Raw genomic sequence first — 26,232 nt, forward strand, 5'->3', positions numbered from 1 at the left:
ATGGAATCGTGCCCGCCATCAGCATGGAACGCTGCCCGCGATCGCATGGAACGCCGCCCGCCATCGGCTGGAACAGCGCCCGCCATCAGCGTGGAATCGTGCCCGTCATCGGGTGGAATACGCACGAATCCATATTTTCCTCTTGCGGTTGAGTGAACAGTTCACTGGGGTGCGGGGCCCGGGGTCCATTCGCGAATGCAGGCAGCGCAACGGCAGAGTCTGTGCCCCGTCGCGTCACGGTCGTGTAGGACGGGGCCGATAGCGGTGTGGGACTTCGTGAAGTGCCCCCTTATTACACTTTCGGCCATGAACAGCCCCCACGGTCCGCGCTTCGTGCCGGCGACGCCATGAAGCTCGAGACCCCGCCTTCCGTCGCCACGCCCGCCGAGGCCACATGGGTGGAAGGCGAGCTCGTTCGCAGCCTGATGCGGACGCAGCGCACGACGCAGGCCATCGGCGCGGTGCTCATCCCGCTGATCGTGGGCGTGCTCTGGGACAAGCGCGCCTGGCCGCTGTTGCTGGGCTGGGCCGCGCTGGCGGTCGCGGCGGCCATCGGGCGGCTGTGGGCCTTGCACGTGTACTCGCGCGAGGTGCAGCGCCGCGGCGCCGTGGAGCATGTCGCGTTCTTCGGCAAGTGGCGGCACGTCTGGACGGTCAGCGCGTTCGTCTGGGGCCTGGCCACGTTCCTGTACTTCGACCGCTCCTCGCTCTCCAACCAGTTCATCTGCTGGCTCATGATGGCGGGGCTCGCGATGTTCTCCATCAACAGCCTGTCGAGCCACCTGCGCACGATGCAGGGCTACCTGAACACGCTGGCCGTCACGGCGCTGGCGGTGATGGGCTGGCGCATCGTGGTCGAGCTTGGCCTGCAGGGTCCCACCTACCACTGGTGGATCGTCGCGCTGCTCGTGATCTTCTGGCTGGTGCTGCGGCAGGCGGGCATGCGGCTGCACGTCACGCACCGCAAGAACTACGAGCTGCAGTACCGCAACAACCAGCTCATCGAATCGCTGACGCGCCAGACCCAGGCGGCGCTCGACGCGGTGGAAATCAAGAACCGCTTTCTCGCGAGCGCGGCGCACGACATCCGCCAGCCGGTGCATGCGCTCGGCCTCTACGCCGACTGGCTCGGCGCCGAGCCCGAGCTGGTCCACGAGATTGCGCCGAAGATCGTGGAGTCGACGAAGGCCGTGAACCGATTGTTCGATTCGCTGTTCGACCTTGCGCGGCTCGACTCCGGCAAGATCAAGCTCAACATCGCGGTGGTCGACCTGCAGCGGCTGATGCACGAACTGGAGGTGCAGTACCGGCCGCTTGCCGAGGCGAAGGGCTTGCGGCTGCGCATGCATGTGCGGCCCGGCACCGTCGTGTCCGACCCCATCCTGCTGCATCGCGTGGTGGGCAACCTCATCTCGAACGCGATCAAGTACACGCAGCACGGCGGCGTGCTGGTCGGCACGCGCTTCACGCACGGGGCGCGGCGCATCGAGGTGTGGGACACGGGGCTGGGCATCGCACCCGTGCACCAGCGCGAGATCTTCCGCGAGTTCTACAAGGTCCCGACGCACCCCGGCACCGAAGACGGCTTCGGGCTCGGCCTCTACATCGTGGCGCGTCTCACGCAGATCCTCGGCCACCCCTTGTCGCTGGCGTCGCGGCCGGGGCGGGGGACGGTGTTCCGGCTGGAGCTGCAGCCCACCGACCCGGTGGCGGCGGCCGAGCGGGCGGTGGCTTCGGTGGCGCAGATGGTGGCGCGGTAGGCGGGCAGCGACCCGCGAAGCGCCGAGGATCTACGCGTTCGTCTCCAGGTGCGGCTGCGCGTCCTCCTCGACGATTTCAGGTTTCCAGCCTCGGCGGGATTCCTGCACGACGATGCGCTGCTTGACGAGGCGCTCGACGGTGCAAAGCCGCTCGACGGCCTGGCGAATCGTCGCGTCGCCGTCGGCGTGTGCCAGGTAGATGAGCCGAACCAGCTTGTTGGCCCACTTCGGGACCTTGCCGGTTTTCTCCCAACGGGCAACGGACTGGGCGTCCGAGCCGATCATCTTTCCGAGCGCAGGCTGGGAAAGCAGCATGGCGGACCGCAGGTACCGAAACTCGACGCCCGACAGCAGCGCCGGCTTCTTGGTCAGCGCCAGGCAGATCGCGCGCGTCAGGCCATCGATGTCGTGGACTGCCACGCCGTCGCCATGCGGCGTCTTGCGCAGCGCGTAGCCGTTGGCGAGCCAGACATTCTTCAGGCCTCCATCGGTGTAGTGGTACATCGTCAATCTCCATTCACGTCAATGACGGTCACGATCGTGAGGTCCGGCGCGGGGTGTTCCACGTAGACGACGACAACGACTTGAATACCCGCAACGAAACGGGTCATCGAGCAGCGCAGCCCGGTCGCCCGCATCTCGGGCTCGGGCGGTCGGCTGAGGATGCCTTGCCGGAGAACGTCGAGCGCCATCGCCCGTGTGACTTTGCGCTGGCGCATTCGTTGCTCGGAATGCGGGAGCCAGACGATGTTCGACGTGTCGCCGGCGCAGGACCGGATGTGCCGCTCGAGCTGCCGGAGAGAGGGTTGCGCCACTGAGCGAATCCTATCATTTTGATAGGTCTCCGCATACAGTCCTGGAGCCCCTGCAAAGCCTCCATGCGCCGTGCATGGCGAACGCGGCCAAGAAAGAATCGGGCCGGGAGCGGAAAGGACGCCGCGCGGCAGGAGCGGGTCCCGACGACGCCACGACGGCGCCGGCTCTCGAAGGCTCAGCTCGCCAGCAAGCCGTGCGTGCGCGCGAAGTGGATCGTCTGCGTGCGGCTCTTCACGCCCAGGCGGCGGAAGAGGCGCCACAGGTGGACCTTGACCGTGTGCTCGCTGATGCCCAGCTCGTCCGCGATCTCGCGGTTGGAGAGGCCGCGGTCGAGCATGACGATCAGCTGCTTCTGGCGCTTCGAGAGCTTGTTGTCGGTCGGGGCGAGTTCCTCGAACTTGCCGTCGGCCGTCATCAGCGCGCGCAGGGCGTTGCCGATTTCGAGCGCGCCGGACGACTTCTCGATGTAGATGTCGGCGCCGGCCTCGATGCACTGCTCCTCGGCGTCGGCCGCGGGCGAGGCGGACAGGACCGCGAGCGGGGACTCGGGAAAGCGCTTCTTCAGCTCGATCACGCCCGAGGTGCCCGTGGTGTCGGGCAGTTTCAGGTCGAGGCAGATCAGGTCGGGCATGCCGTGCTGCTTGACGGCGTTTTCGATACCGCCCATGCGGTCGAGCTCAACCACGTTGGCGCCCGGGCGCATGCGGCGCAGCAGCATGACCACGGCCTCGCGCATGAGGGGGTGGTCGTCGATGACGTAAAGTGTCATGTTCTTGGGGGATCCATCCATGGGTCGAGGATAACGCCGTTCGCAACGACGTCGAATGCTCTACATCCCGAGGTTAGTCTCCACCTGTCAGCATCTGTAAGCCTTGCGAGGCTTCAGCAAGCAAAGTCGAATCCAAAGGTTCAAGCATCACCTCGGAGTGTAGCGAACTCGGGCTAGCCTTGAGGCGCGCGATCGTTTCGCCGGCTTCGCGCGGCGTGCCGAAAGCCTTGCTCTGGAGCAACACTTTCCCCTGAGGATCGACGAACTTGAAGTAGAACCGGCCGTCCGCCTCGCGGTACTGCTTGAACGAGGGCAGCGCCGTCTTCGCCGCTTTCGCCTTGCCGGCCGCAGCCGGCAGGGTGGCCAGGTTGCGCAGGCCGACCGCCTGCCGCAGCTCGCCCATGAACGGCGTGGCGCGCGTGCGCGCCTTCTCCGCGCCGGCGCGCAGGATCTGTTCCAGTTCCTGCGGATGCGCGACCAGATGCTCGTACTTCTCGCGCATGGGCCCGATCTCGGCGTCGATGCGCTCGAAGAGAAGCTGCTTGGCGTCGCTCCACGCGATGCCGTCGGCATACGCCTGCCGCAGCTTGCGCGTGTCGTCCTCGGAGGCGAAGGCCTGGTAGATCTGGAACAGCGCGGAGCCTTCGGTGTCCTTGGGCTCGCCGGGCGCGCGGGAGTCGGTGACGATCGAGAAGATCTGCTTCCTCACCTGCTCGCGCGGGCCGAACAGCGCGATGACGTTGTCGTAGCTCTTGCTCATCTTGCGGCCGTCGAGGCCGGGCAGCAGCGCCACGCTCTCGTCGACCTGCGCCTCGGGCAGTACGAGGTGTTCGCCGTACAGATGGTTGAAGCTCGCCGCCATGTCGCGCGCCATCTCGATGTGCTGCACCTGGTCGCGGCCCACCGGGATCTTGTGCGACTTGAACATCAGGATGTCCGCGGCCATCAGCACGGGGTACATGAAGAGGCCGGCGGTCACGTCGGTATCGACGTCGACCGAGGCGGCGGTGTTCTTGTCCACCTGCGCCTTGTACGCATGCGCGCGATTGAGCACGCCCTTGCCCGTGACGCAGGTGAGCAGCCAGGTGAGCTCGGGGATTTCGGGGATGTCGGACTGGCGATAGAAGAACACCCGGTCCGGATCGAGCCCCGCCGCAAGCCAGCAGGCCGCGATCTCGAGCGTGGAGCGCTGGATGCGCGCGGGCTCGTCGCACTTGATGAGCGCGTGGTAGTCCGCGAGGAAGTAGAAGTTCTCGGCGCCCGCGCGGCGGCTCGCCTGAACGGCGGGCCGGATCGCGCCGACGTAGTTGCCGAGATGCGGCGTACCGGTCGTGGTGATGCCGGTGAGGAAGCGGACGACTTGCGGTGCGGTGGCGCTCATGTCACGAGAAGAGGAATTGCAGCGGCGCGAGCAGCAGGCGCAGCACCCGGTAGCCGAGTTCGATGAGGGGGCGCAGCCAGTACGTCCCGACGACGCCGACCAGCACCAGGCCGAGCACGATGAAGAAGCCCCAGGGTTCGATGCGGCCGAACGAATAGGCCAGCCGCGGCGGCAGCAGGCCGGCGAGGATGCGGCCGCCGTCGAGCGGCGGCAGGGGGAACAGGTTGAACGCCCACATGACGAGGTTGACCAGCACGCCGGCCTTCGCCATGTCGAGGAAGAAGCGTTCGTTCACGCCGAAGCCCACGAGCGCCGCGAACGCGATCGCCCAAAGGATGGCCTGGATGAAGTTCGAAGCCGGCCCCGCGAGCGCGACCCAGATCATGTCGCGCCGCGGCTTGCGCAGGCGCGAGAAGTCGACCGGCACCGGCTTCGCATAGCCGAAGAGGAATGCGCCGGAGGTCGCGAAGTACAGCATCAGCGGCATGAGGATCGTGCCGAGCGGGTCGATGTGCTTGAGCGGGTTGAGCGTGACGCGGCCGAGCGACCAGGCGGTGTTGTCGCCCAGGTACCGCGCGACGTAGCCGTGCGCCGCCTCGTGGACCGTGATCGCGAAGAGCACGGGCAGCGCGTAGATCAGGACGGTCTGGATGAGGTTGTTGAAGTCCACGGCCGATTGTCTCAGGTCGACCGCTTCGGCCTCGGGGCGCTCACAAACCCAGCGCCGCCCAGTCGCCGCGGCCTTGCCGCACCAGCACGGCGTCGCCGCCCGCGCCCATCGGCGTGAGGTCGATCACCGTGGTGGGCTCGTCGGGGCAGGGGCCGGAGCCGATCACGCCCGCCAGCTGGTTCTGGAAGCGGTTGCGGATCTCCTCGGGGTCGTTCAGCGGCTCGGTGTCGCCGTGGGGATCGATCAGCGTCGTGGCGAGCAGGGGCTCGCCGTGGATCGCGAGCAGTTCCTGCAGGATGCGGTGGTCGGGCACCCGCAGGCCGATGGTCTTGCGCTGCGGATGGCTCACGCGCCGCGGCACTTCGCGCGTCGCTTCCAGGATGAACGTGTAGGGGCCCGGCGTCGCGGACTTGAGCAGTCGGTACTGCTTGTTGTCCACGCGCGCGTAGTTCGCGAGTTCGCTCAGGTCGCGGCACAGCAGCGTGAGGTGGTGCTTCTCGTCCACCTTGCGGATCTGCCGCAGGCGGTCGGCAGCGGCCTTGTCGTCGAGGTGGCAGGCGACCGCGTAGCTGGAGTCGGTGGGCACCGCGAGCACGCCGCCCTTCTGGAGGAGCGCGGCGGCCTGCTTCAGCAGGCGCGGCTGCGGGTTGTCGGGGTGGAGTTCGAAGTACTGCGCCATGGTCGTCCGATCGGGTCAGGCCCGTTCCCGCACGGTGAGCCACGCGCTCGCCGCGCCGCAGGCCGCGATGAGCACGATGCCCGCGACCGACGGCACGTCGGGCACGTGCCCGAAGATCAGGAAGCCGCCGAGCATGCCGAACCCGATCTGGCTGTACATGAACGGCGTGAGGGTGGAAGCCGGCGCGCGGTGGTAGGCCAGGATCAGGAAGAAGTGGCCGATGGCCGCGGCCGCGCCCATGAAGCACAGCAGCGCCCACAGGCGCCAGTCGGGCAGCCACTGCCACACGAAGGGCAGCGCGATGGCCGAGACGATGGTGCCCACCCAGCCCGTGTACAGGTGCATCGTCACCGGGTCCTCGGTGCGCGCGAGCCGGGTCGTGACGATGTGGAAGAATGCGTTGGACAAGACCACGCACAGCGGCAGAAGGCTCGCCGCGGTGAAAGCCTCGTCGCCGGGACGGATGATCAGCAGCGCGCCGGCGAAGCCGCCGGCCACCAGCGTCCAGCGCAGCGGCGACACGCGCTCCTTCAGCACCGTGGCGGCGAGGAAGGTGATGAACAGCGGCGAGATCATCACGATGGCCGTGAACTCGCCAACGGGCATGTACCGCAGGCTGGTGAATGCGACGAAGCTGCTCGTGAGCAGAAGCAGCCCGCGCAGCAGCTGCAGCGGCAACTGCCGCGTGCGCCACACCGCGAAGCCGCGCACCGGCATGACCGCGACTGTCGTTGCGATGGCCTGGAAGGCATAGCGGAACCATAGCGCCATCAGCAGCGGCACGGCGGCGCTGATGTACTTCGTGGTGGTGTCGAGCGTCGAGAAGCACGCGCATGCCGCGATCGCCAGCGCGATGCCGGCCAGTGCCTTGCCCGGCTTCACCGGATGCGATCGGCCAGCAGCTCCCACACCGGCGTGAGTTCGCCCGGCAGGTAGGGCAGCTGGCCGAGGTCGGTATGGCTCTCGTCGGGGCTGTGGAAGTCGCTGCCGCGCGAGGCGGCCAGGCCGAACTCCTTGGCCACGTCGGCGTACTTCACGTACTCGGCGGGGGTGTGGCTGCCGGTCACGACCTCCACGCCGCGCCCGCCGTGCGCCTTGAACTCGGAAAACAGCGCGTACTCCTCGTTCGCGGTGAACTTGTAGCGGGCCGGGTGCGCGATGACGGCCAGCCCGCCCGCATCGGCGATCCAGCGCACGGCGTCGCCGAGCGAGGCCCAGCGGTGCGGCACGAAGCCCGGCTTGCCGTCGGTGAGGTAGTGGCGAAAGACTTCGTTGGTGTCCTTGCACACGCCCGCCTCGACCAGGTAGCGGCCGAAGTGCGTGCGCGAGATCAGCTCGGGGTTGCCCACGTACTTCAGCGCGCCCTCGTAGGCGCCCTGGATGCCCACCTTCGCCAGCCCCTCGGCGATCTCGAGCGCGCGCGCCCCGCGTCCGCCTCGCGTTCGCACGAGGCCGCGTTGCATGTCCTCGTCGTCCGGGTCGAAGCCGAGCCCGACGATGTGGACCGTCTCGCCCGCGAAGGTGACCGAGATCTCGGTGCCGGTGAGGTATTTCATGCCGTTCGCGCGCGCGGCCGCGGCGGCGCGGTGCTGGCCGCCGATCTCGTCGTGGTCGGTCAGCGCCCACAGCTCGACGCCGTTGGCGGCCGCGCGGGCCGCCAGGTCCTCGGGCACGAGCGTGCCGTCGGAGACCACCGAATGGCAATGGAGGTCGGCGTTCAGGATGGACACCGGTCGATTCTAGGGCGCGGTGCGTGTCCATGCAGGGCAAGGGACAAGGGCCTCCGGCGGCGCCGGGTCAGCTGATCGCGCCGGCTTCCTTGCGAATGTCGCGCTCGGTGGTGAGCGCGACCTCGATGCAGACCTTGAGCCCGTCCACCAGTTCGTCGAGGCGCATCGAGGGCTGGCCCTGCTCGGGCAGCCAGGGCACGTGGATCAGGCCGCCGCGCGTGTCGCGCAGCGCGGGCTCGCTGGCGAGCTCGTGCATGAGGCCGTAGAACACCTGGTTGCAGACGAAAGTGCCCGCCGTCTGGGACACCTCGCCGTTGATGCCGCGCTCGAGCAGCGCCTTGAGCATCGCCTTGATGGGCAGCTTGGTGAAATAGCCGTCGGGTCCGCCCGGGATGACCGGCGTGTCGATGGGCCGGGCGCCCAGGTTGTCGGCGATGCGGGCGTCGTTCACGTTGATCGCGATGCGCTCGAGCGACACCGCGGCGCGGCCCGCCGCCTGTCCGGTGGCGATGACGAGCGTCGGACGATGCCTTCGCAACAAATCGCGCAACACTTGCAGGGATTGGACGAAAACGGTGGGAAGCTGAGCGCCGACGATCCGGTGGCCGAGAATGCTCTGGCCGTGAAGGGCTTGCACCGCTTGCCAGCTGGGGTTGACGTCGGCGCCTCCGAAGGGGTCGAATCCCGTCACCAGCACGCAGCGTTCCACGGGATTTGCCATGGGCGGACTTTAAATCATCAGGAGAAGAGCATGCGGTGGGAAGGCAATCGGCAATCAAACAACGTCGAGGACATGCGCAGCGGCGGGGGCGGAGGCGGCGGCTTCGGCCTCGGCGGGCGCAGCATCGGCATCGGCACCATCGTGCTGGCCCTGGTGGGCGGCGCCATCTTCGGCGTCAATCCGCTCACGATCCTCGGCATCCTGACCGGCGGGGGGGGCGCCCACCGTCCAGCAGCAGGGCCCGGCGCAGGCGCCGCCCGCCAACGACCCGATGGCGAGATTCGTCTCCACCGTGCTGGCCGACACCGAAGACGTGTGGAAGCAGCAATTCAGCCAGGGCGGCGCGACCTACCGCGACCCGAAGCTCGTGCTCTTCCGCGGCGCGGTCGGCACGGCGTGCGGCACCGGCCAGTCCGCCATGGGTCCGTTCTACTGCCCGGCCGACGAGAAGGTCTACATCGACCTGAACTTCTACGAGACGCTCAAGACCCGGATGGGCGCGCCCGGCGACTTCGCGCAGGCGTACGTGATCGCGCACGAGGTGGGCCACCATGTGCAGAACCAGCTGGGCATCACGCAGAAGGTGGAGCAGTACCGTGCGCGCGGCAATGGCCAGGCCAACGAGATGAGCGTGCGGCTCGAGCTGCAGGCCGACTGTTTTGCCGGCGTGTGGGCGCACCATGCGCAGAACCAGCGCCAGATCCTGGAGCAGGGCGACATCGAGGAAGCGATGAACGCCGCCGCGAAGATCGGCGACGATGCGCTGCAGAAGAACGCGGGCCGCGCGGTCGTGCCCGAGAGCTTCACGCACGGCAGCAGCGCCCAGCGCCAGCGGTGGTTCGCCACGGGAATGAAGACGGGCAGCGTGAAGTCCTGCGACACGTTCAGCGCGCGGACTCTCTGAGGCCGTCGTCCCCGCCGCCGCGGGGACGACGCACCCTTGCGGCACGGTTCCTGCGGGGATGCGACAATCGCCGGTTGATCTATGACCGCATCCCTTCCCAACCCTCCGGTGGCTGAGCCGCTGGCGTTCTCGAAGCTCTCCCTGGCCGAACCGCTGTCGCGGGCGGTTGCCGAGATGGGTTACGAGTCCATGACCCCCATCCAGGCCCAGGCGATCCCCGTGGTGCTCGCCGGCCGCGACGTGATGGGCGCAGCGCAGACCGGCACCGGCAAGACCGCGGCGTTCACGCTGCCCCTGCTGCAGCGCATGCTCAAGCACGAGAACGCCTCGACCTCGCCCGCGCGGCACCCGGTGCGCGCCCTCGTCCTGCTGCCCACCCGCGAGCTGGCCGACCAGGTGGCGCAGCAGGTGAAGCTCTATGCGAAGTACACCAACCTGCGCAGCGCGGTGGTGTTCGGCGGCATGGACATGAAGCCGCAGACGGCCGAACTCAAGCGCGGCGTCGAGGTGCTGGTCGCGACGCCGGGGCGCCTGCTCGATCACATCGAGGCCAAGAACGCGGTGCTCAACCAGGTCGAATACGTGGTGCTCGACGAGGCCGACCGCATGCTCGACATCGGTTTCCTGCCCGACCTGCAGCGCATCCTGTCGTACCTGCCCAAGCAGCGCACCACGCTGCTGTTCTCCGCGACCTTCTCGCCCGAGATCAAGCGGCTGGCCAACAGCTACCTCCAGGACCCGGTGACGATCGAGGTGGCGCGGCCCAACACGACCGCGTCGACGGTGGAGCAGCATTTCTTCAGCGTGCCCGAGGACGACAAGCGCCGCGCGCTGAAGCAGATCATCCGCCAGCGCGGCCTCTCGCAAGCCTTCGTCTTCGTCAACAGCAAGCTCGGTTGCGCGCGGCTCGCGCGCACGCTGGAGCGCGAGGGCCTGCGCGCCGTGGCGATGCACGGCGACAAGAGCCAGGACGAGCGGCTGAAGGCGCTCGACGCGTTCAAGCGCGGCGAGATGGACCTGCTGGTCGCGACCGACGTCGCCGCGCGCGGCCTCGACATCAAAGACGTGCCGGCGGTCTTCAACTACGACGTGCCGTTCAACGCCGAGGACTATGTCCACCGCATCGGCCGCACCGGCCGCGCGGGCGCGTCGGGCCTGGCGGTGACGCTGGTCGGCGGCTCCAACGACGCGCGCCTCGTGGCCGACATCGAGAAGCTGCTGCGCCGCAAGATCGAGATCGAGCCGGTGGAGTTCGACGACGACCGGCCGCGTGGCCGCATCAACGACGGCCGCCGCACCTGGCGCGAACGCGGCGAGACGGGCGACCCGCGCGATGCGCTCGACGCCGTGCCGCCGCGGCAGGGACGCGAGGGTGGCCGCGAGGGATATCGCGACGCGAATCGCGACTACCGCCCGCCGGCCGCGCCGCGCGATCCGTTCTTCGACAAGCCCTACGAGGCGCCGCAGACCGAAGCGCCGCCCGCGTGGGAGTCCGCGCAGAAGCCGGCCCGCGTGTCGGCGAACATCAAGACGAAGCGCAAGGTGGCGGCACTGTTCAAGGCGGATTGAAAAAAGCCCGGCTTCCGGATTCAGTCGCCGGGCGCCTGCGCCTGCTCGCACTCGACCTGCACGAGTTCGCCGCTCTCCAGGCACACGGCGCTCAGGCAGCCGCCCCATACGCATCCCGTGTCCAGTGAAAGCAGGTCCGGCCGGCGCAGGTAGCCGAGTTGCGACCAGTGCCCGAATGCGATCGGCACGCCCTCGGTCCTGCGCCCCGGCACGTCGAACCACGGCATGAACCCCGGCGGCGCCGCATCGCGTCCGCCGCTCGCCTTCAGCTCCATCGTTCCGTCCGCCGCGCAGAAGCGCAGCCGGGTGAGGGCGTTCACGATCACTCGCAGCCGTGCCGCGCCCGTCAGCGAATCGTCCCACCGCGCAGGCTCGTTGCCGTACATGGTCGACAGGAAGTCGCGCAGGTGCGGGCCGCGCAGCACGGCCTCGACCTCGGCCGCCAGCGCCAGGGTTTTCGCACGATCCCACTGCGGCAGCGCGCCGCCGTGCAGGAGCAGCCAGCGCCCCGCCTCGGCCGCCATCGGCCGGTGGCGCAGCCAGTCGAGCATCGCGTCGCGGTCGGGCGCATCCAGCAGCGCATCGAGCGTGTCGTTGCGATGCGGCGCGCGGTATCCGTGCGCCACCGCGAGCAGGCTCAGGTCGTGATTGCCGAGCAGGCACACGGCCGATGCGCCGTAGCCCATGAGGCGGCGCAGCACCCCCGCGGAGTCGGGCCCGCGGTTCACCAGGTCGCCGAGCAGATGAAGCGTGTCGCGGCTGGGTGAGAAGTCCACGCGCGACAGCAGCCGCGCCAGCGGCGCATCGCAGCCTTGCACGTCGCCGATCAGATAGGTCGCCATGCGCAGCAGTCTATCGGGGACCTTCGCGGGGGCGGCGGGCGCGGCGCGGTCGGGTACAGTGCAGCCATCCCCCACTCCCGCCCTCCATGGATTTCCTGCTGATCGCGCTGCTGACGCTGCTCAACGGCCTGTTCGCCATGTCGGAGATGGCACTCGCTTCCAGCCGCAAGGCGCGCCTCGCCGCCATGGCCGAGGGCGGCGACAAGGGCGCGCAGGCCGCGCTCGCGCTGATGGAGCATCCGACCACGTTCCTGTCGACGGTGCAGGTCGGCATCACCTCCATCGGCATGCTCAACGGCATCGTGGGCGAGGCCGCGTTCAGCGACGACCTCGCGGCATGGCTCATGGAAGTGGGCCTCGGCGAGAAGGCCGCGCCGATCGTCGCGACGACCATCGTCGTCGTCTGCATCACCTACGTCACCATCATCTTCGGCGAGCTCGTCCCCAAGCGGATCGGCCAGCTGTATCCCGAAGTGGTGTCCCGCTGGGCCGCCAAGCCCATGGGCTGGGTCGCCCGGGGCGCGGGGCCGTTCGTGACGCTGCTGTCGGCGTCGACGCGCGCCGTGCTGAAGGTGCTCGCCATCGACACCACCACGCCGCGCGGCATGACCGAGGAGGAGATCGTCCACAGCCTCGAGGAGGGCGTGGACGCGGGCGTGATCGAACAGCACGAGCACCAGATGGTGCGCAACGTCTTCCACCTCGACGACCGCGCGCTCACCTCCATGATGGTGCCGCGCTCGGACCTCAACTGGTTCGACGTCAGTTTCACGGTGGCCGAATGCCTGCAGCGCGCCGGCCAGGGCGAGGCGCACTCGTGGTATCCCGTCTGCCGCAACTCGCTCGACGACGTGGTGGGCGTCGTGAGCGTCGCGAAACTGCTGTCGCTCGGCCCCGGCGGCGCGGCGGGGCCGGTGGAGCCGCACGTGCAACCGGCGACCTTCGTGCCCGAGACCCTGTCCGGGATGGAGCTGCTGGAGCAGTTCCGCCTGCGCGCGGCGCGCATGGTCTTCGTGGTCGACGAATACGGGGTGGTGCAGGGGCTGATGACGCCGCACGACCTGCTGGAGGCCATCACGGGCGAACTGAGTCCGGGCGCGCACCTGGAAGCCTGGGCGACGCCGCGGCCGGACGGCTCGTGGCTGCTCGATGGCGTGATGCCCGTGTCGGAGCTGAAGGCGCGGCTCGCCATCCGGGACTTGCCCGAAGAGGACAAGGGGCGGTACAACACGCTCGCGGGCCTGTTGCTGGCCGTGAGCGGGCGGCTGCCCCAGGTGGGCGAGCGTATCGACTGCGGCGACTGGCAGTTCGAGGTGGTGGACCTCGACGGCAAGCGCATCGACAAGGTGCTGGCGGCGCCGGTCGCCAAGGGCGGCGACTGACGGATCCGGACGAGATCGACGACGAGGACGAGGACGAGGAGCGAAGCGGATGTCGGAGAACATGTACTACGAGAAACCGGTGCTGCTCGATCGCGACAAGCACCGCAGGCGCCGCGTGCGGCCGAGCGACAGTTTCGCGTTCGCCGCCAAGGCGAATTCGCTGTACGTCGCGGGCGTGGAGTTCAACGAGGCGTGCAAGGAGTACGCGATCGTCTTCACGCGCAGCGGCAGCCGCATCCTGCCGGTCGTGATGCTCGGGCTGCGCGCCCGGGAGAACCTGTACGTGGACGATGCGGGCGCCTGGTTGGGCCGCTACATCCCGGCATTCGTGCGCCGCTATCCCTTCGTCCTCGCGGAGTTGCCGGGCCAGTCGCTGGGCGTCTGCATCGACGAGGGTTTCAAGGGCCTGAACGACAAGGAGGGCGAGGCGCTGTTCGACGAGAAGGGCGCGAACACGCCGTTCCTGCAGAACGCGCTCGACTTCCTGCAGCAGTACCAGCGCGAATACCTGCGCACCGAGAACTTCTGCCAGCGGCTGGAGCAGTCGGGCCTGCTCACCGAGATGAACGCGCGCGCGGACCTCACCGACGGGCGCACGTTCACGGTGGGCAGCCTGCTCGTCGTCGACGAGAAGAAGCTGCTGGCCCTGCCGGACGCGACGGCCCTGTCGCTGTTCCGTTCGGGCGAGCTCCACCTGATCTCGATGCATCTCGCGTCGCTGTCGAACATGCGCGTGCTGGTGGATCGCATCTCGGCGCGGCAGGCGATTCCTATCGACCCGGCGCCGAAGCCGCCGCGGGCGAAGAAGGCGCCGGCATGAGGCGCCGCACCCACCGCCTGAGCTTGCGTGCGTCTTCCCCGCGCGTCCTCAGGCTGCCGGCGTCCAGCAGGACGAGCGCCACCGGGCGCCCCGCCGCGCGCGTGAGCATGCCCAGGCACTGGCCCGCCTCCACGATGTAGCCGGTTTTCTGCAGGGCGATCGGCCAGCCGGCATGGCGGACGAGCCGGTTGGAGTTGACGTACTGCAGGCGCTGGCCGCCCAGCGCCGCCACGTGCTGCCGCGTCGTCGAATAGGCGCCGAGCAGGGGATAGGCCGACGCCGCGAGGACCAGCGTCGCCACGTCGCGCCCCGTCGCGCGGTTGCCGTTCGACAGTCCGGTCGGGTCGACGAAGCGGCTGTCCCGCATGCCGAGCTGGGCGGCCTTCCGGTTCATGGTCGCGACGAAGGCGTCCATGCCGCCGGGGAACGTGCGCGCGAGCGCATGCGCGGCCCGGTTCTCGCTCGACATCAGCGCGAGGCGCAAGGCCTGCGAGCGTGTCAGGGTCGTGCCGACGCGCAGCCGCGAACGGCTGTGGCGAAGGGTGTCGATGTCGGCGGCATCGATGCGGATCCGCTCGGTCATCGGCACTTGCGAATCGATCAGCACCATGCCCGTCAGCAGTTTCGTGAGCGAGGCGATCGGAAGGATCGCGTGCTCGTTGCGCGCATACAGCACCTCGCGCGACTGCGCGTCGATCGCGACCGCGACGCTCGCCGTCAGGCGCAACGGGTTCGGCGCGGTGTGCAGCCCCGCGCGCCGCGCGAAGGACAGGTCGGTGTTCGCGCTCGCGAGCCGGGGCTCGTAGCCCATGGGGCCGCGCGGGGGTTCTTCGGGCGTGTCCGGATCGTCGTGCGCGAGGGCGCTCGCCGTTCGCGCCGGCACGGAGCCTGCGGGGGCGGTCGGGGGCGTCGCTGTCGAAGGATCGCCTTTCCAGTTTTCGGCCGGTACCCGGAACCAGGCGGCCACCGCCAGCGCGACGAGAAGCGGAACGAGAAAACGGAGCCGAAGCCGCGATGTATTCATGCAGGGACAAAGTGGCGTTCGACGGCCCCGCATCGCAAGGGTTCTGCGTCTCGGGGTCCGCCCTTACGCGGCGCCCCCCGGCCCTGAGGCCAGCGCGTAAGGGCGAACCCTTGGGCCGCGCCGGCATCGGTCGGATTGCGGAGTCGCGCTGTCAAACTGCTTGCTGTGTTGTCCGAGTGACCCTCAAGGTGATTTCCGTGAGCCCCAATCCCGCTTCCCTTCGCATTGCCGCCATTGCGCTCGTGCTCGGCTCGCTCGTCGCGTGCGCCAGCAAGCCCGTGGAGCCGTCCGCCCCGGCCGTGGACGCCACGGCCCGCTCGACCGTGGCCCCGTCCGCGCCCGCGACGGCGCAAAGCGCGGTCGCACCCGTGCGCGCGGCGCCGCCCGCGGCAAGCGCGGCCGCGCCCGTGTCGGCTTCGCGCATCGTGTACTTCGACTACGACAGCGCGACGATCCGCGCCGAGTTCCAGGCCGCGCTCGATGCGCACGCCCGCTGGCTCGCCACGCACCGCGACCGCCGCGTCACGATCGCGGGCCACACCGACGAGCGGGGCGGCCGCGAGTACAACCTCGCGCTCGGCAGCCAGCGCGCCGATGCCGTGCGCCGCGCGCTCCAGCTGCTCGGCGTGCAGTCCGCCCAGATCGAGACCATCAGCTTCGGGGAGGAAAAGCCGGCGATGGAGGCGCACACCGAAGCCGCGTGGTCGCAAAACCGCCGCGCCGAACTGCGCTACTGATCCCACCCTCGCGCCGCGCTCGAGCCGCGGCGTCCTGTCGGGATGAACCCTCTTCATTTCCTCCAGGTTGGAGCCTCTCGCGAGGCTCTTTTTTTTGGCGCGCGCGCGCACGCGACAATCGGCGCATGCCGAGCGAGCCCGAGCCGACCTTGCGCCTCACCCGACTCGTCTGGGACCGGTCGATGAGCCTGCGCCTGGCCGTCGCGTTCGTCGCCGCGTACGTCGCGCTCGACTGGATCAGCTTCGTCCATCCCATGCGCGGCGTGAACGTGACGCCGTGGAATCCGCAGGCGGCGCTCGCGGTCGGCCTGCTGCTCGTGACGCGCTCGGCCTGGTGGCTCGTGTGGATCGCGCCGGTGGCGTCCGAGCTCGTGGGGCGGCCCGCCGCATCCGAACTGCCCGGCGCGCTTCTCTCGGGCGCGGGGCTCGCCGCCGGCTACGTCGTCACGGGCGCGCTGCTCGCGCGGGCGCTCGGCGCCGCGCGCCAGCTGGAAGGCCGCCGCGATTTCGGGCTCTTCGTGCTCGCCATCGTCGTGGGTTCGCTGGCCACGGCCGCGCTGCACGTGGCGGGGCTCGGCGTCGGCGCGACGCAGCCCGGGCGCTTCGCGACGGCGGTGTACCGCGACTGGATCGGGCAGGCCGTCGGCCTGCTGGTCACGCTGCCCCTGCTGATCGCGCTGGCCGATCCCCGGCAGCGGGAGCGGCTCGCGGCGATGGCGCGCACGGCGGAATGGTGGCTGACGATCCTCGCGGCGGCGCTCGCCATCGCAGTCGTCTTCGGGCGCGGCGCGGCGGAGCAATTCAAGACCTTCTACCTGCTGTTCGTGCCGGTCGTGTGGGCGGCCGCGCGTTTCGGCGTCGTCGGCGCGGCGGTCGCCACATGCTGGGTGCAGGCGCTGATCATGTTCGCGCTGCAGTGGGGCGACCCCACCCCGCTCACCGTGTTCGAGTTCCAGCTGCTCGTCGCCGCGCTCGCGGCCACCGGGCTGCTGCTGGGCACGACGGTCGAGGAGCGCGAAGCGGCCGAGCGGCGGTTTCGCGAATCGCAGCGGGCCGCGGCCGCGGGCGAAGTGGCCGCCGCGCTGGCGCACGAGCTCAATCAGCCATTGGCCGCGCTCTCGGGCTATGCGCGCGCCTGCCAGCTGATGGTCGCGAAGCTCGGCAACGACGAAGGAACGGCGCCGCTCGTGGACACGGCGAGCAAGCTGGTGGCGGAGGCGAACCGCGCGAGCCAGGTGGTCCGGCGCCTGCGCGGCTTCCTGCGCGACCGGACCGCATCGCTGGAATTCGTCGCGCTCGACCGCCTGTTCGCCGACGTGGTCGAGCAGCAGAGGCCGCGCGCCGACGCGGCGGGCGTGTCGTTGCGCTGGTCGTGCGAGCCCGGGCTGGAACCGGTGCGCGTCGATCCGGTGCAGATCGCGGTGGTGCTGCGCAACCTCGTGGAAAACGGCATCGATGCCGTCGCGAACGGCGGCGCGCCGCCGCGCGGCGTCTCGATCGAAGCGCATGCATCGCACGCGCGCGTGCTCGTGACGGTGGCGGACACGGGCGCGGGCGTGCCGCCCGGCGAAGTCGATTCGCTGTTCGACGCCGGCCGCTCCGGCAAGCCCGGCGGGATGGGGATCGGCCTGGCGCTCAGCCGCACCATCGTGCATGCCCATGGGGGACGCCTGTGGGCGGAGCCGGGGCCGGGCGGCCGGTTCATGTTCACGCTGCCGCTCGAAGGGGCCGGATGAGCGCGGTGGCGCATCGGCAGACCGTCTTCATCGTCGAGGACGACCCCGCCGTGCGCGATGCGCTTTCGCTCGTGCTCAGCCTGCGCGGCTACGCGACAGCCGTGTTCGCGAATGCCGAGGATTTCCTGGGCGCGCTTTCGGCGCAATGGCGCGGCGTCGTGATCGCGGACATCCGCATGCCGGGCATGTCCGGCCTTGCGCTGCAGCAGCGGCTCGCGCAACTCGGCGCGCGGCTGCCGGTGATCATCGTCACGGGCCATGGCGACATCGACGCGGCGCGCGCGGCGTTCAAGGCGCAGGCGGTCGACTTCCTCGAAAAGCCGATCGACGACGAGCGCCTCGTCCACGCGATCGACGAGGGGCTCGCGCGAAGCATGGCGTCCGCGGGCAATGTCGATCCCGTCGCCGCGCGCATGGCCTTGTCCGCGCGGGAGCGGGAGGTGCTGCGGCTCGTGGTGGACGGGGTGGACAACCGCGCCATCGGCGAGCAGCTGGGCATCAGTCCGCGCACGGTGGAGGTCCACAAGCGGCGCGTGCTGTCGAAGCTGGGCGCGCGCAACCTGCCGGAGCTGATGCGCATCGCCGCGGACCTCGGGCTGAACCGGGCTTAGCACGTCACCGGCGCAGGCCGGGACGCCATCGCCTCACCCCACCCGCGCCAGCACGTGCGCCGTCATCGCGCGCGCGAGCTCCAGCTCGCCGACGAACACCTTGCCGGTGTTGTCGCGCTCCAGCATCGCGGCCTCGTCCTCGTTGGGGCTGCGCACCGCGACTTCGATGTCCGGGTTGAGCGCGCGCGCGGTCTCGACCATGCCGCGCACGTCGATCGACTGGGAAATCGCGATGACCAGCATGCGCGCATCGGCGATGTGTGCCTGGATCAGCGTGGCGGGGTCGGCCGCGTTGCCGAAGACCGCCGCGCGGCCTTCCGCGCGCAGACGCTCGACCACCTCGCGGTTCTCGTCGGCGACGACGAAGGGCATGCCGCGCGCGTGCAGCGCCGCCGCGATGCCGCGGCCCACGCGGCCGTAGCCGACGATCACCACCTGGTTCGCCAGGTACTTGCGGTCGGTCGACATCGGCAGCTCGGCGAGCGGGTCGTCGCGCCGCTCGAGGTCGCGCGCGAACTGCGAGCGCACCCGCAGCCAGCGCTGGAAGGGCTCGATCGCGGCGAACAGGACCGGATTGAGCGCGATGGAAATCAGCGCCCCCGCGAGGATCAGGCTCTGCCCCGCGGCGGGCAGGATGCCGAGCGCGACGCCCAGCCCGGCGAGGATGAACGAGAACTCGCCGATCTGCGCGAGGCTCGCGGACACGGTCAGGGCCGTGTTGAGCGGATAACGAAGCAGCAGCACCAGCGCCGCGGCGGCGATCGACTTGCCCACCACGATGATCGCGACCACGGCCAGCACCCGCAGCGGCTGCTCCAGCAGCACCGCCGGGTCGAACAGCATGCCGACGGAGACGAAGAACAGGACCGCGAAGGCATCGCGCAGCGGCAGCGTCTCCTCGGCCGCGCGGTGGCTGAACTGCGATTCGCGCAGCACCATGCCGGCGAAGAACGCGCCCAGCGCGAACGACACGCCGAAGAGTTTCGAGGCCGCGAAGGCGATGCCCACGGCGGCGGCCACCACGCACAGCGTGAAGAGTTCCTGCGAACCGGTGCGCGTGACCTGCCACAGCAGCCACGGGAAAAGCCGCCGCCCCACCAGCAGCATGAGGGCGATGAACACCGCGACCTGCAGCAGCGTCTTGCCGAGGGTGAGCGCGACCTCGGCGGGATCGGTCTGCGACGGGCCGGTCGCCGTCCCGCTTCCCATCAGGCCGCCGAGCGCCGGCAGCAACACCAGCACCAGCACCATCGCGAGGTCTTCGACCACGAGCCAGCCCACCGCGATGCGGCCGTTGCCGGTCTCCAGTACGCCCCCGCGCTCCAGCGCCTTCAGCAGCACCACCGTGCTGGCCACCGACAAGGCGAGTCCGAACACGACGGCAGCGGCCAGGCTCCAGCCCCATGCCAGCGCCGCGGCGGCGCCCATGGCCGTGGCGACGGCCATCTGCACCACCGCGCCGGGCAGCGCGATGCGCCGCACCGACAACAGGTCGTCGAGCGAGAAATGCAGGCCCACCCCGAACATCAGGAGCATCACGCCGATTTCGGCCAGTTCGGCGGCGATCTTCACGTCGGCGACGAAGCCGGGCGTGCTCGGCCCGATCAGGATGCCGGCGACGAGATAGCCGACGAGCGCGGGAAGCTTCAGGCGCGCGGCGACGAAGCCGAGGAGCAGGGCCAACCCGAAGCCGGCGGCGAGCGTCGTGATGAGTGGCACCGAGTGATTCATCGGTGCAGTCTAGGGCACGTTGCGACGCGGGCAGGGCAGAATCGGCAAATGTGGAAATCGTCGTGCGCCTCGGCAGCCGCGCTCGTGCTCGCGCTGTCGCTCGTGCTGCCGACGAGCGCCGCCCGCGCGGCGGTTCTCGTCGTGGGTCCGGAGGAGATCCGCGTGAGCGGCACGATCGGCGACGCCGATGCCGTGCAACTGCGCCAGCTGCTGCGCGACAACCCCGGCGTCGTGCGCGTGGTGTTCGACCGCTGCATCGGCGGCACGGTGGGCGCGGCGTTCGAGTTCGCCACGCTGATCCGCGCGCATCGCCTCGCGACGGTGGCGTCGCACCAGGCATCCTCGGCCTGCGCCATGGCCTTTCTGGCCGGTCACGAACGCCGCTTCGACGACAACGCGCCTTTCACGACGATCGTGCTGCACGCAGGCCGCCGGCCCGACGGCTCGGGGCCGTCATCGCCCGTGGTCAACCGGCGCATCCTGCTGTTCCTCGAGACCGCCACCGACGGCAAGCTCTCGCCTCGGCTGCTGCGGCTCGTGGAGTCATCGTGGTCGGAGGCCGCGGGGGTGATGTTCCTGCGCCGCCACGACGGCGGGCAGCGGCTGCACGAGGTGCGGCATTGCGACGGCACGCAGGGCAGCGACGCGGGCCTGTGCCGCACGCTGCCGGAGTTCGATCCCGTGTCGCAGGGAATCGTCACGGCGCTCTGAGCCCGGGGCGCCGAGGCGGGATGCCTCAGAGTTGCGACGCGCGGAACTTGCCCGAGTCCACGACCTCGACCGCCTCCTGCGCGACGAGCAGGGCCAGCAGTTCGTCGACCTGGCGGGCCGACAGGCGCGAGTTCGCAAGCATCCAGTGGCGGTTGATCGGCCGGTGGCTCATCACCGACAGCAGGCGCAGGACTTTGGCCGTGCGCTGCGAAGGCTGGAGCTCGGGCCAGTGCCTGAGCTTGAAGATCAGGCCGGTGGACGGGCTTGCATCTCCCGGCGCGTCGTCACGTTCGAGGTTCGACGCGAGGAAATCCGTCACCGAGCCCGTCGTCTTGCGGGCCCAGAAAAAGAACGTGTCGACCATCTTCGCCATGACAACGAGTGTCCGGCCCGCGCCTCGATTTCGCGTAGGGGGTTCAGACTGTCGAGTTAAGCAGTTCGCTTAACCCTTTGGTTCTGCCTTTTCCCGAGCTTGCCCGGCAACCCCCCAGGTGACCTTCGTCCTTCAGACCCTCGGCGGGTCCGTCTCGCGGTCGAAGTGGCGGTGTTTCGCCAGCGCCGCGATGAAGGCGGGAATGGCGGTCTCGATCTCGGCGGCGTCCGCCGAGAGCAGGCCCGTCTCGCCGGTGGCCTGGCTCTTCTGCGGGCCCGCCGGCAGGCCGGCCTTGGCGAGCAGCTGCCGCGACGCGCCGAGCGCGAGGATCGTCTTGCAGTGGCGGAACTGGTCCTTGATGAATTCCATCGTGTGGCCGTCCTGCGCGAGCGCGGCCACGGCCTCGTCGCCGTCGGGCAGCACGAGACCGTCGAACAGGAAGCCCGGCTCGTTCTCGAGCGAAGCATCCGCATCGAGCGGGTCGCCGCTCGTGGACTTCATCGGGCCGATGCGCGGGCCGACCAGTCGGCCCACCGCGCCCTGCTCGGCGAGCGCGAGCTGGATGCGTGCGATGGATTCGCCCTCCACGCCGGGCGCGACGAGCAGCGCGATCTTGCGTCCGCGGATCGAGCCGTCGCCCGGCCGCGCGAGCAGCGACAGCGCCGGCGACTTCTTCACTTCCGGCTCGGCCGGGTTCGGCAAGGCGGGCGTGAGCGGCGCGGGCACCGGATCCATGCCGAGGCCCATCGCCACCTTCTGCGCGAGTTCTTCCGACGCGTTGCGCAGCGATGCGACCATGCGCTCGCGGATCGCGGGCACGGTCACCTTCGACAGCTCGAAGCGGAACGCGTTGGCGATGTGGTCCTTCTCCACGGGCGACTGGCTTTCGAAGAAGAGCGTGGCCTGCGTGTAGTGGTCGGCGAACTTCTCCGGCTTAGCGCGCACCTTCGCCTGCTCGTCCTGCGCGTGCAAGCGCGCCGGCACGCTCACGAAGCCCTGCGCCGCGCCGGCCTGGAACGGGCAGCCGCCGGCGAGCGAGTTCGGCTCGTACGAGACGCGGCCGCGGTGGATCGCCTGGCGGTGCATGCCGTCGCGCTGGTTGTTGTGGACGGGCGCGATGGGCGAGTTGATCGGAATCTCGTGGAAGTTGGGGCCGCCCAGGCGCGAGATCTGCGTGTCGACGTAGGAGTGGATGCGGCCGGCCAGCAGCGGATCGTTGGAGAAGTCGATGCCCGGCACGACGTGCGCGGTGCAGTACGCGACCTGCTCGGTCTCCGCGAAGAAGTTGTCGGGGTTGCGGTCGAGCACCATGCGGCCCACCTTGCGCAGCGGCACGAGCTCTTCCGGGATGAGCTTCGTGGCGTCGAGGATGTCGAAGCTGAAGCCGTCCGCCTGCTCCTCGGTGAAGACCTGCAGCGCGAGTTCGTACTCGGGGAAGTTGCCCGCCTCGATGCGCTCCCACAGGTCGCGGCGGTGGAAGTCGGGGTCGGCGCCGGAGATCTTCACCGCTTCGTCCCACACGAGCGAATGCGTTCCCGCGACGGGGAGCCAGTGGAACTTGACGAACACCGACTCGCCCGCGTCGTTCACCAGCCGGAAGGTATGCACGCCGAAGCCCTGCATGGTGGCGTAGCTGCGCGGGATCGCGCGGTCGCTCATCGCCCACATCAGCATGTGCGTGGATTCGGGCATGAGCGACACGAAGTCCCAGAAGGTGTCGTGCGCGCTGCCCGCCTGCGGCATCCCGTGGTGCGGTTCGGGCTTGACCGCATGCACGAGGTCGGGGAACTTCATCGCATCCTGGATGAAGAACACGGGCATGTTGTTGCCCACGAGGTCCCAGTTGCCTTCGTCGGTGTAGAACTTCACCGCGAAGCCGCGCACGTCGCGCGCGGTGTCCTTGGAGCCGCGCTCGCCCTGCACGGTGGAGAAGCGCACGAACACCGGCGTGCGCTTGCCCGCTTCGCGAAACGGCGCGGCGCGGGTGATGTCGGTGAGGGGCTCGTAGCACTCGAAGAAGCCGTGCGCCGCCGAGCCGCGCGCATGCACGATGCGCTCGGGGATGCGCTCGTGGTCGAAGTGCGTGAGCTTCTCGCGCAGGATGAAGTCTTCCAGCAGAACCGGGCCGCGCGTGCCGAACTTCAGCGAGTTCTGGTTGTCCGCGATGGGCACGCCCTGGTTGGTCGTGAGGCGGCGCCCGGTCGCGTCGACGCGCACGCGGTCGAGCGGCTCGATCGTGGCGTTGAGACCGTCGATGGCGGCGCTGCCGGTTTTCTCGGTGCCGTGCTCTTCCGTGAGCGTGCTGCCGCCCGGCAGGCGCGAAGGCGGGCTGACGCTCGCGCCCTGGGGCGGATTCACGCCGTTGTCGAAACCGTGCTCGGCGGCCTTGTTCGGGTTCTCGGGCATCGCGGCGGCGAGCGCCTGGACGTCGGCGGCGCGCCGGGCGGGAAGATCGTCGAGTGCCGAGGGATCGACGCGGGCGGGTCCGCTGTCGGTGTTGCGCGCAGCGGCGGCGGGCGCGGCCTTCTTCGGAGTCGCGGCTGGGGGCTTGTTCTTCGGCATGGATCCTGCAGGTTCGGGTTCGTTCGGCGAGATTGCCGTCCCGAACGGTACCCAGCGGGAACTCATCGTTTGCGTAGGAGGAAACCGACAGTGCTGGTTTTCGTCGGGAAGGGCGTTTGCGTCGAAGAGCTGAAAGGCGCACATTGGAGCCCGACGGTAGACTCTCGCGTCACCGAGCCGGTTCGTCATCCCCATGTCCAATGCGCCTCCTGGCCGCTATCGCGGCGACTTCGTCGCCTGGGCCGGCGTGTGCGGCTTTCTCGGCGAAGGCGGTGGCGGCACCATCGCCGAGCATTCCCATTACGCGATCCAGCTCGCGACCGGTTTGCCGCACGGCCTTCGCGTGCGCTCGGGCCGCGACGGTCGATGGCATGCGTGCGCCGCGGCACTCATTCCATCGAAGGCGCCGCACACCATCGATGTGACGGCCTGCGAGATGAGCGTCGTGCTCTTCATCGAGCCCGAGACCCCGGCGGGCAGGGCGCTGTCGTCACGGATGGAAGGCGAGCTGGAATTGCTCGATGCCGGCGAGATCGAGTTGGCCGCCGCGCGACTCTCGCAGGCGTGGCGCGTGGAACGCGACGCTGAAGCCGTGCGCGTGGCTTGCATGCAGCTTGTCGAGCAGATCTCGGGGACGGCGCATCGTGAGCCATCCGATCCGCGGGTGCTCGCCGTCGTCGATCACATCCGTCGGCACGTGGACCAACCCGTCGGCCTGGCCGACGTCTCGCGGCTCGTCCACTTGTCGCCCGAGCGCTTCCGGCATCTCTTCGTCGAGCAGACCGGCATGCCCTTGCGCACCTATGTCCTGTGGCGCAGGCTCTTGCACGTCTACTCGCTGCTGATGCAGGGCGAAAACCTCTCGGTGGCCGCGCATGCTGCGGGCTTCTCCGATTCCGCGCATCTGTCGAGGACGGCGCGCACGATGTTCGGCTTGCCGCCTTCGTCCTTGCAGATGAGCGGACCGCTCAGTGCGCGGGCCTCTTCGGCGAACGCGGGCAAGCCGTCTCACTTCGCGTGAGCGACGGGACCCGTGAGGGCGCCGAGGAAGGCGGCGACGTCCCGCATTTCCGAGGGCGACAGGCGGATCGTCTCTCGTTCGGCATGGCGTTCGCCGGGCTGCGCCAGTTCGCTGTGGCCCAGCACGGCCCTGGGCGACGCGGCGTAGTGCTGGACCACCTGGTCGAGCGTCGCGAACTGGCCGGCGTGCATGTACGGCGCGCGCGCCGCCACGTTGCGCAGGCTCGGCGTGCGAAACGCGGCGACCTGGGATGGATCGTTCGTATTCGCGAATTTCAGCTCGGCGCAGTGTTCCGGCTTCGCGTCGCTATAGGGCCCGAGGCAGTTGAAGACGTCCTGCAGCAGCTTCTTCACCCCGTCCGCACGGCCGCGGTCGGGCCGCGCGCTGTCGAGCGGCGGCACGCCCGTGTTGTGAAATGCATGGTCGGTGAAGAGCGGTCCGTTGTGGCAGGTTGCGCACTGACCGGTCGTGAGGAACACGCGCAGGCCGCGTACCTCCTGCGGCGTCAGCGCTTCCTGCCCGCGCGCATCGCCGGCAACGATGGCCTGCGCATACCGGTCGAATCGGGACTCGCCGTAGGCGATGCCGCGCTCGAACGCGGCGATCGCCTTGCCCATGTTGGCAAAGGCGCGGTTCACCTGGTCGCGCCTCGCGGGCGCAAGTGCCGTCCACGCGGCGCGTTCCTCGTGCGTCCCCACGGGCGATGCATCGTCCGGGAGGTCGCGGAAGCGGGGCATGGGACCGAAGACGGCCTGGTACTCATCGCGGTAGTGCGATTCGAGCAGCTTGACGAAGCGCAGGCGGTTGCCGCCGTGCTCCGCGGCGTCTTCCAGCGGCCCGAGCGCCTGCGACCACAGGCTGTCCTTGCGTCCGTCCCAGAACAGGAAGGGCGAATGCGCCGCGCCCATGATCGGCATCGTGCGTCGCTGGCCGGTGGCGACACCTTGACCGAGCGCGCGGTCGTCCTGGAACTGCTTGTCGGCGGCGTGGCATGTCGCGCAGGCCACTTCGCCGTTGCGACTCAGGCGCTTGTCGTGGAAGAGGGCGCGGCCGAGGGCCACCGCTTCGGGCTTGCGTTCGTGCGCATTGGAAGGGTCGGCGGGCAGCGCGCCGGCTTCGCTCAACCGCATCGACGCGAGTGTCTCGATCTCGCGCGCCGACCAGGCGTCGCGCCGCTGCGACTCGGCACGCGGTGGCGGCCCGACGACCGTGTTGAACGTGACCTTGTCCGCACCCGCGGGCCCATCGATGGCCAGCTTCACTTCCCACCATCCGGTCATGCTGAACTTCATGCCTTCGAGTTGGTGCACGCCTGCTTCGAGTTCGCGCGTCACGCGCGGCTGGGTCGGCAGGCCGTGGCCGTGCTGCGGCATGCCGCCGTCGACGGCGAAGGTCGCGCCCCGCACGGGCGCGCCCTTCGCGGTGGCCAGCGTCACTTTCCAGCTATGCATCTGGTTCACGCCCGGCATCTGCGCTGGGGGCTGCAATGCCACGCGATACAGGCCGGCGACGGTGGGCTTGTCGAGCGCGAGATCGAGGTTGGCGGGCGGTGTCATGCAGCCGCTGACGAAAAGCGCCAGGATGGCGGCGCCGGCACGGACTCGGATGGAATGAACTTTCACGCTGTCGCTCCTGTGGTGTGCCGCGAATTCTTCGCGTCGAGCGGCAAATCGGCTTGAACGA

At 69.4% G+C, this 26,232-nt stretch carries 24 protein-coding genes and 1 pseudogene; 10 read left to right on the plus strand and 15 right to left on the minus strand.

The window, feature by feature from the left end; translation table 11 throughout:
- Positions 1–347: 347 nt before the first annotated feature.
- Positions 348–1,760 (plus strand): sensor histidine kinase, encoded by a 1,413-nt coding sequence (locus AB7E83_RS08965; protein ID WP_428568016.1) that lies wholly within the window; start codon positions 348–350, stop codon positions 1,758–1,760.
- Between the two features lie 30 nt (positions 1,761–1,790).
- On the opposite strand, the gene AB7E83_RS08970 is transcribed toward AB7E83_RS08965, so the two are convergent.
- From AB7E83_RS08970 to pcp, 9 genes are all read right to left on the minus strand, one after another.
- Positions 1,791–2,264 carry a hypothetical protein gene (locus tag AB7E83_RS08970; RefSeq protein ID WP_428568018.1) on the minus strand — a complete coding sequence of 158 codons (474 nt, stop codon included), beginning with the start codon at positions 2,262–2,264 and terminating at the stop codon, positions 1,791–1,793.
- A gap of 2 nt (positions 2,265–2,266) precedes the next feature.
- The gene (locus AB7E83_RS08975; RefSeq protein ID WP_428568021.1) at positions 2,267–2,575 is read right to left on the minus strand and encodes a hypothetical protein; all 309 of its coding nucleotides are present in this window, start codon (positions 2,573–2,575) and stop codon (positions 2,267–2,269) included.
- A gap of 176 nt (positions 2,576–2,751) precedes the next feature.
- A complete protein-coding gene (locus AB7E83_RS08980; RefSeq protein WP_428568023.1) occupies positions 2,752–3,345 on the minus strand; it encodes a response regulator transcription factor in 594 nt (197 codons plus the stop codon).
- A 73-nt stretch (positions 3,346–3,418) separates the two neighbouring features.
- Positions 3,419–4,726 carry a tryptophan--tRNA ligase gene (locus AB7E83_RS08985; protein ID WP_428568026.1) on the minus strand — a complete coding sequence of 436 codons (1,308 nt, stop codon included), beginning with the start codon at positions 4,724–4,726 and terminating at the stop codon, positions 3,419–3,421.
- Between the two features lies 1 nt (position 4,727).
- Complete coding sequence (locus AB7E83_RS08990; protein WP_428568029.1) at positions 4,728–5,396, minus strand: site-2 protease family protein; 669 nt, start codon at positions 5,394–5,396, stop codon at positions 4,728–4,730.
- A gap of 40 nt (positions 5,397–5,436) precedes the next feature.
- Positions 5,437–6,075 carry an L-threonylcarbamoyladenylate synthase gene (locus tag AB7E83_RS08995; RefSeq protein ID WP_428568031.1) on the minus strand — a complete coding sequence of 213 codons (639 nt, stop codon included), beginning with the start codon at positions 6,073–6,075 and terminating at the stop codon, positions 5,437–5,439.
- A gap of 15 nt (positions 6,076–6,090) precedes the next feature.
- Positions 6,091–6,957, minus strand: coding sequence for a DMT family transporter (locus AB7E83_RS09000; protein WP_428568034.1), 867 nt, complete (start codon positions 6,955–6,957; stop codon positions 6,091–6,093).
- Positions 6,954–7,805, minus strand: a complete 852-nt coding sequence (locus AB7E83_RS09005) for a 3',5'-nucleoside bisphosphate phosphatase (RefSeq protein ID WP_428568036.1) — start codon at positions 7,803–7,805, stop codon at positions 6,954–6,956. Before AB7E83_RS09005 ends, AB7E83_RS09000 begins: the two co-directional genes overlap by 4 nt.
- A gap of 67 nt (positions 7,806–7,872) precedes the next feature.
- Positions 7,873–8,526: a pyroglutamyl-peptidase I gene (gene pcp, locus AB7E83_RS09010; protein ID WP_428568039.1), complete on the minus strand. Its 654-nt coding sequence runs from the start codon at positions 8,524–8,526 to the stop codon at positions 7,873–7,875.
- Between the two features lie 30 nt (positions 8,527–8,556).
- Here pcp and ypfJ point away from each other — a divergent pair.
- Both ypfJ and AB7E83_RS09020 read left to right on the plus strand, forming a co-directional pair.
- Positions 8,557–9,430: pseudogene (gene ypfJ, locus AB7E83_RS09015) on the plus strand (KPN_02809 family neutral zinc metallopeptidase).
- Between the two features lie 81 nt (positions 9,431–9,511).
- Positions 9,512–10,999 (plus strand): DEAD/DEAH box helicase, encoded by a 1,488-nt coding sequence (locus AB7E83_RS09020; protein ID WP_428568041.1) that lies wholly within the window; start codon positions 9,512–9,514, stop codon positions 10,997–10,999.
- 20 nt (positions 11,000–11,019) lie between these two features.
- On the opposite strand, the gene AB7E83_RS09025 is transcribed toward AB7E83_RS09020, so the two are convergent.
- Positions 11,020–11,841, minus strand: a complete 822-nt coding sequence (locus tag AB7E83_RS09025) for a symmetrical bis(5'-nucleosyl)-tetraphosphatase (RefSeq protein WP_428568044.1) — start codon at positions 11,839–11,841, stop codon at positions 11,020–11,022.
- Between the two features lie 86 nt (positions 11,842–11,927).
- Between AB7E83_RS09025 and AB7E83_RS09030 the strand changes: the two genes are divergently transcribed.
- On the plus strand, positions 11,928–13,223 hold the full coding sequence (locus AB7E83_RS09030; protein ID WP_428568047.1) for a hemolysin family protein: 1,296 nt from the start codon (positions 11,928–11,930) through the stop codon (positions 13,221–13,223).
- Positions 13,224–13,272: 49 nt separating this feature from the next.
- The gene (locus AB7E83_RS09035; protein ID WP_428568049.1) at positions 13,273–14,043 is read left to right on the plus strand and encodes a SapC family protein; all 771 of its coding nucleotides are present in this window, start codon (positions 13,273–13,275) and stop codon (positions 14,041–14,043) included.
- Here AB7E83_RS09035 and AB7E83_RS09040 read toward each other — a convergent pair.
- Complete coding sequence (locus tag AB7E83_RS09040; protein WP_428568052.1) at positions 13,994–14,926, minus strand: serine hydrolase; 933 nt, start codon at positions 14,924–14,926, stop codon at positions 13,994–13,996. The two genes, AB7E83_RS09035 and AB7E83_RS09040, sit on opposite strands and share 50 nt — an antisense overlap.
- 338 nt (positions 14,927–15,264) lie before the next feature.
- Between AB7E83_RS09040 and pal the strand changes: the two genes are divergently transcribed.
- The 3 genes from pal (at position 15,265) to AB7E83_RS09055 (ending at position 18,151) form a co-directional block, all read left to right on the plus strand.
- The gene (pal, locus tag AB7E83_RS09045; protein ID WP_428568055.1) at positions 15,265–15,804 is read left to right on the plus strand and encodes a peptidoglycan-associated lipoprotein Pal; all 540 of its coding nucleotides are present in this window, start codon (positions 15,265–15,267) and stop codon (positions 15,802–15,804) included.
- Between the two features lie 125 nt (positions 15,805–15,929).
- Positions 15,930–17,540, plus strand: a complete 1,611-nt coding sequence (locus tag AB7E83_RS09050) for an MASE1 domain-containing protein (RefSeq protein ID WP_428568058.1) — start codon at positions 15,930–15,932, stop codon at positions 17,538–17,540.
- Entirely contained in the window at positions 17,537–18,151 is a 615-nt protein-coding gene (locus AB7E83_RS09055; RefSeq protein ID WP_428568061.1) for a response regulator transcription factor, read from the plus strand. The genes AB7E83_RS09050 and AB7E83_RS09055 overlap by 4 nt, the downstream gene beginning before the upstream one ends.
- A 33-nt stretch (positions 18,152–18,184) precedes the next feature.
- Here the strand turns inward: AB7E83_RS09055 and ybaL are convergent, their stop codons facing one another.
- The gene (gene ybaL / locus AB7E83_RS09060; RefSeq protein ID WP_428568064.1) at positions 18,185–19,882 is read right to left on the minus strand and encodes a YbaL family putative K(+) efflux transporter; all 1,698 of its coding nucleotides are present in this window, start codon (positions 19,880–19,882) and stop codon (positions 18,185–18,187) included.
- A 48-nt stretch (positions 19,883–19,930) separates the two neighbouring features.
- Between ybaL and AB7E83_RS09065 the strand changes: the two genes are divergently transcribed.
- Positions 19,931–20,593 (plus strand): hypothetical protein, encoded by a 663-nt coding sequence (locus AB7E83_RS09065; protein WP_428568066.1) that lies wholly within the window; start codon positions 19,931–19,933, stop codon positions 20,591–20,593.
- 25 nt (positions 20,594–20,618) lie between these two features.
- Here AB7E83_RS09065 and AB7E83_RS09070 read toward each other — a convergent pair whose 3' ends face one another.
- Positions 20,619–20,966: a hypothetical protein gene (locus AB7E83_RS09070; protein WP_428568068.1), complete on the minus strand. Its 348-nt coding sequence runs from the start codon at positions 20,964–20,966 to the stop codon at positions 20,619–20,621.
- Positions 20,967–21,098: 132 nt separating this feature from the next.
- Positions 21,099–23,528 (minus strand): catalase, encoded by a 2,430-nt coding sequence (locus AB7E83_RS09075; protein ID WP_428568071.1) that lies wholly within the window; start codon positions 23,526–23,528, stop codon positions 21,099–21,101.
- 193 nt (positions 23,529–23,721) lie between these two features.
- Here AB7E83_RS09075 and AB7E83_RS09080 point away from each other — a divergent pair, with 193 nt between their 5' ends.
- Positions 23,722–24,549: a helix-turn-helix transcriptional regulator gene (locus AB7E83_RS09080; RefSeq protein ID WP_428568074.1), complete on the plus strand. Its 828-nt coding sequence runs from the start codon at positions 23,722–23,724 to the stop codon at positions 24,547–24,549.
- Here AB7E83_RS09080 and AB7E83_RS09085 read toward each other — a convergent pair.
- Entirely contained in the window at positions 24,537–26,171 is a 1,635-nt protein-coding gene (locus tag AB7E83_RS09085) for a cytochrome c peroxidase (RefSeq protein ID WP_428568076.1), read from the minus strand. The genes AB7E83_RS09080 and AB7E83_RS09085 overlap by 13 nt on opposite strands.
- Between the last annotated feature and the right edge of the window lie 61 nt (positions 26,172–26,232).

Source organism: Ramlibacter sp., from assembly GCF_050250995.1.
Classification (GTDB): Bacteria; Pseudomonadota; Gammaproteobacteria; order Burkholderiales; family Burkholderiaceae_C; genus Ramlibacter.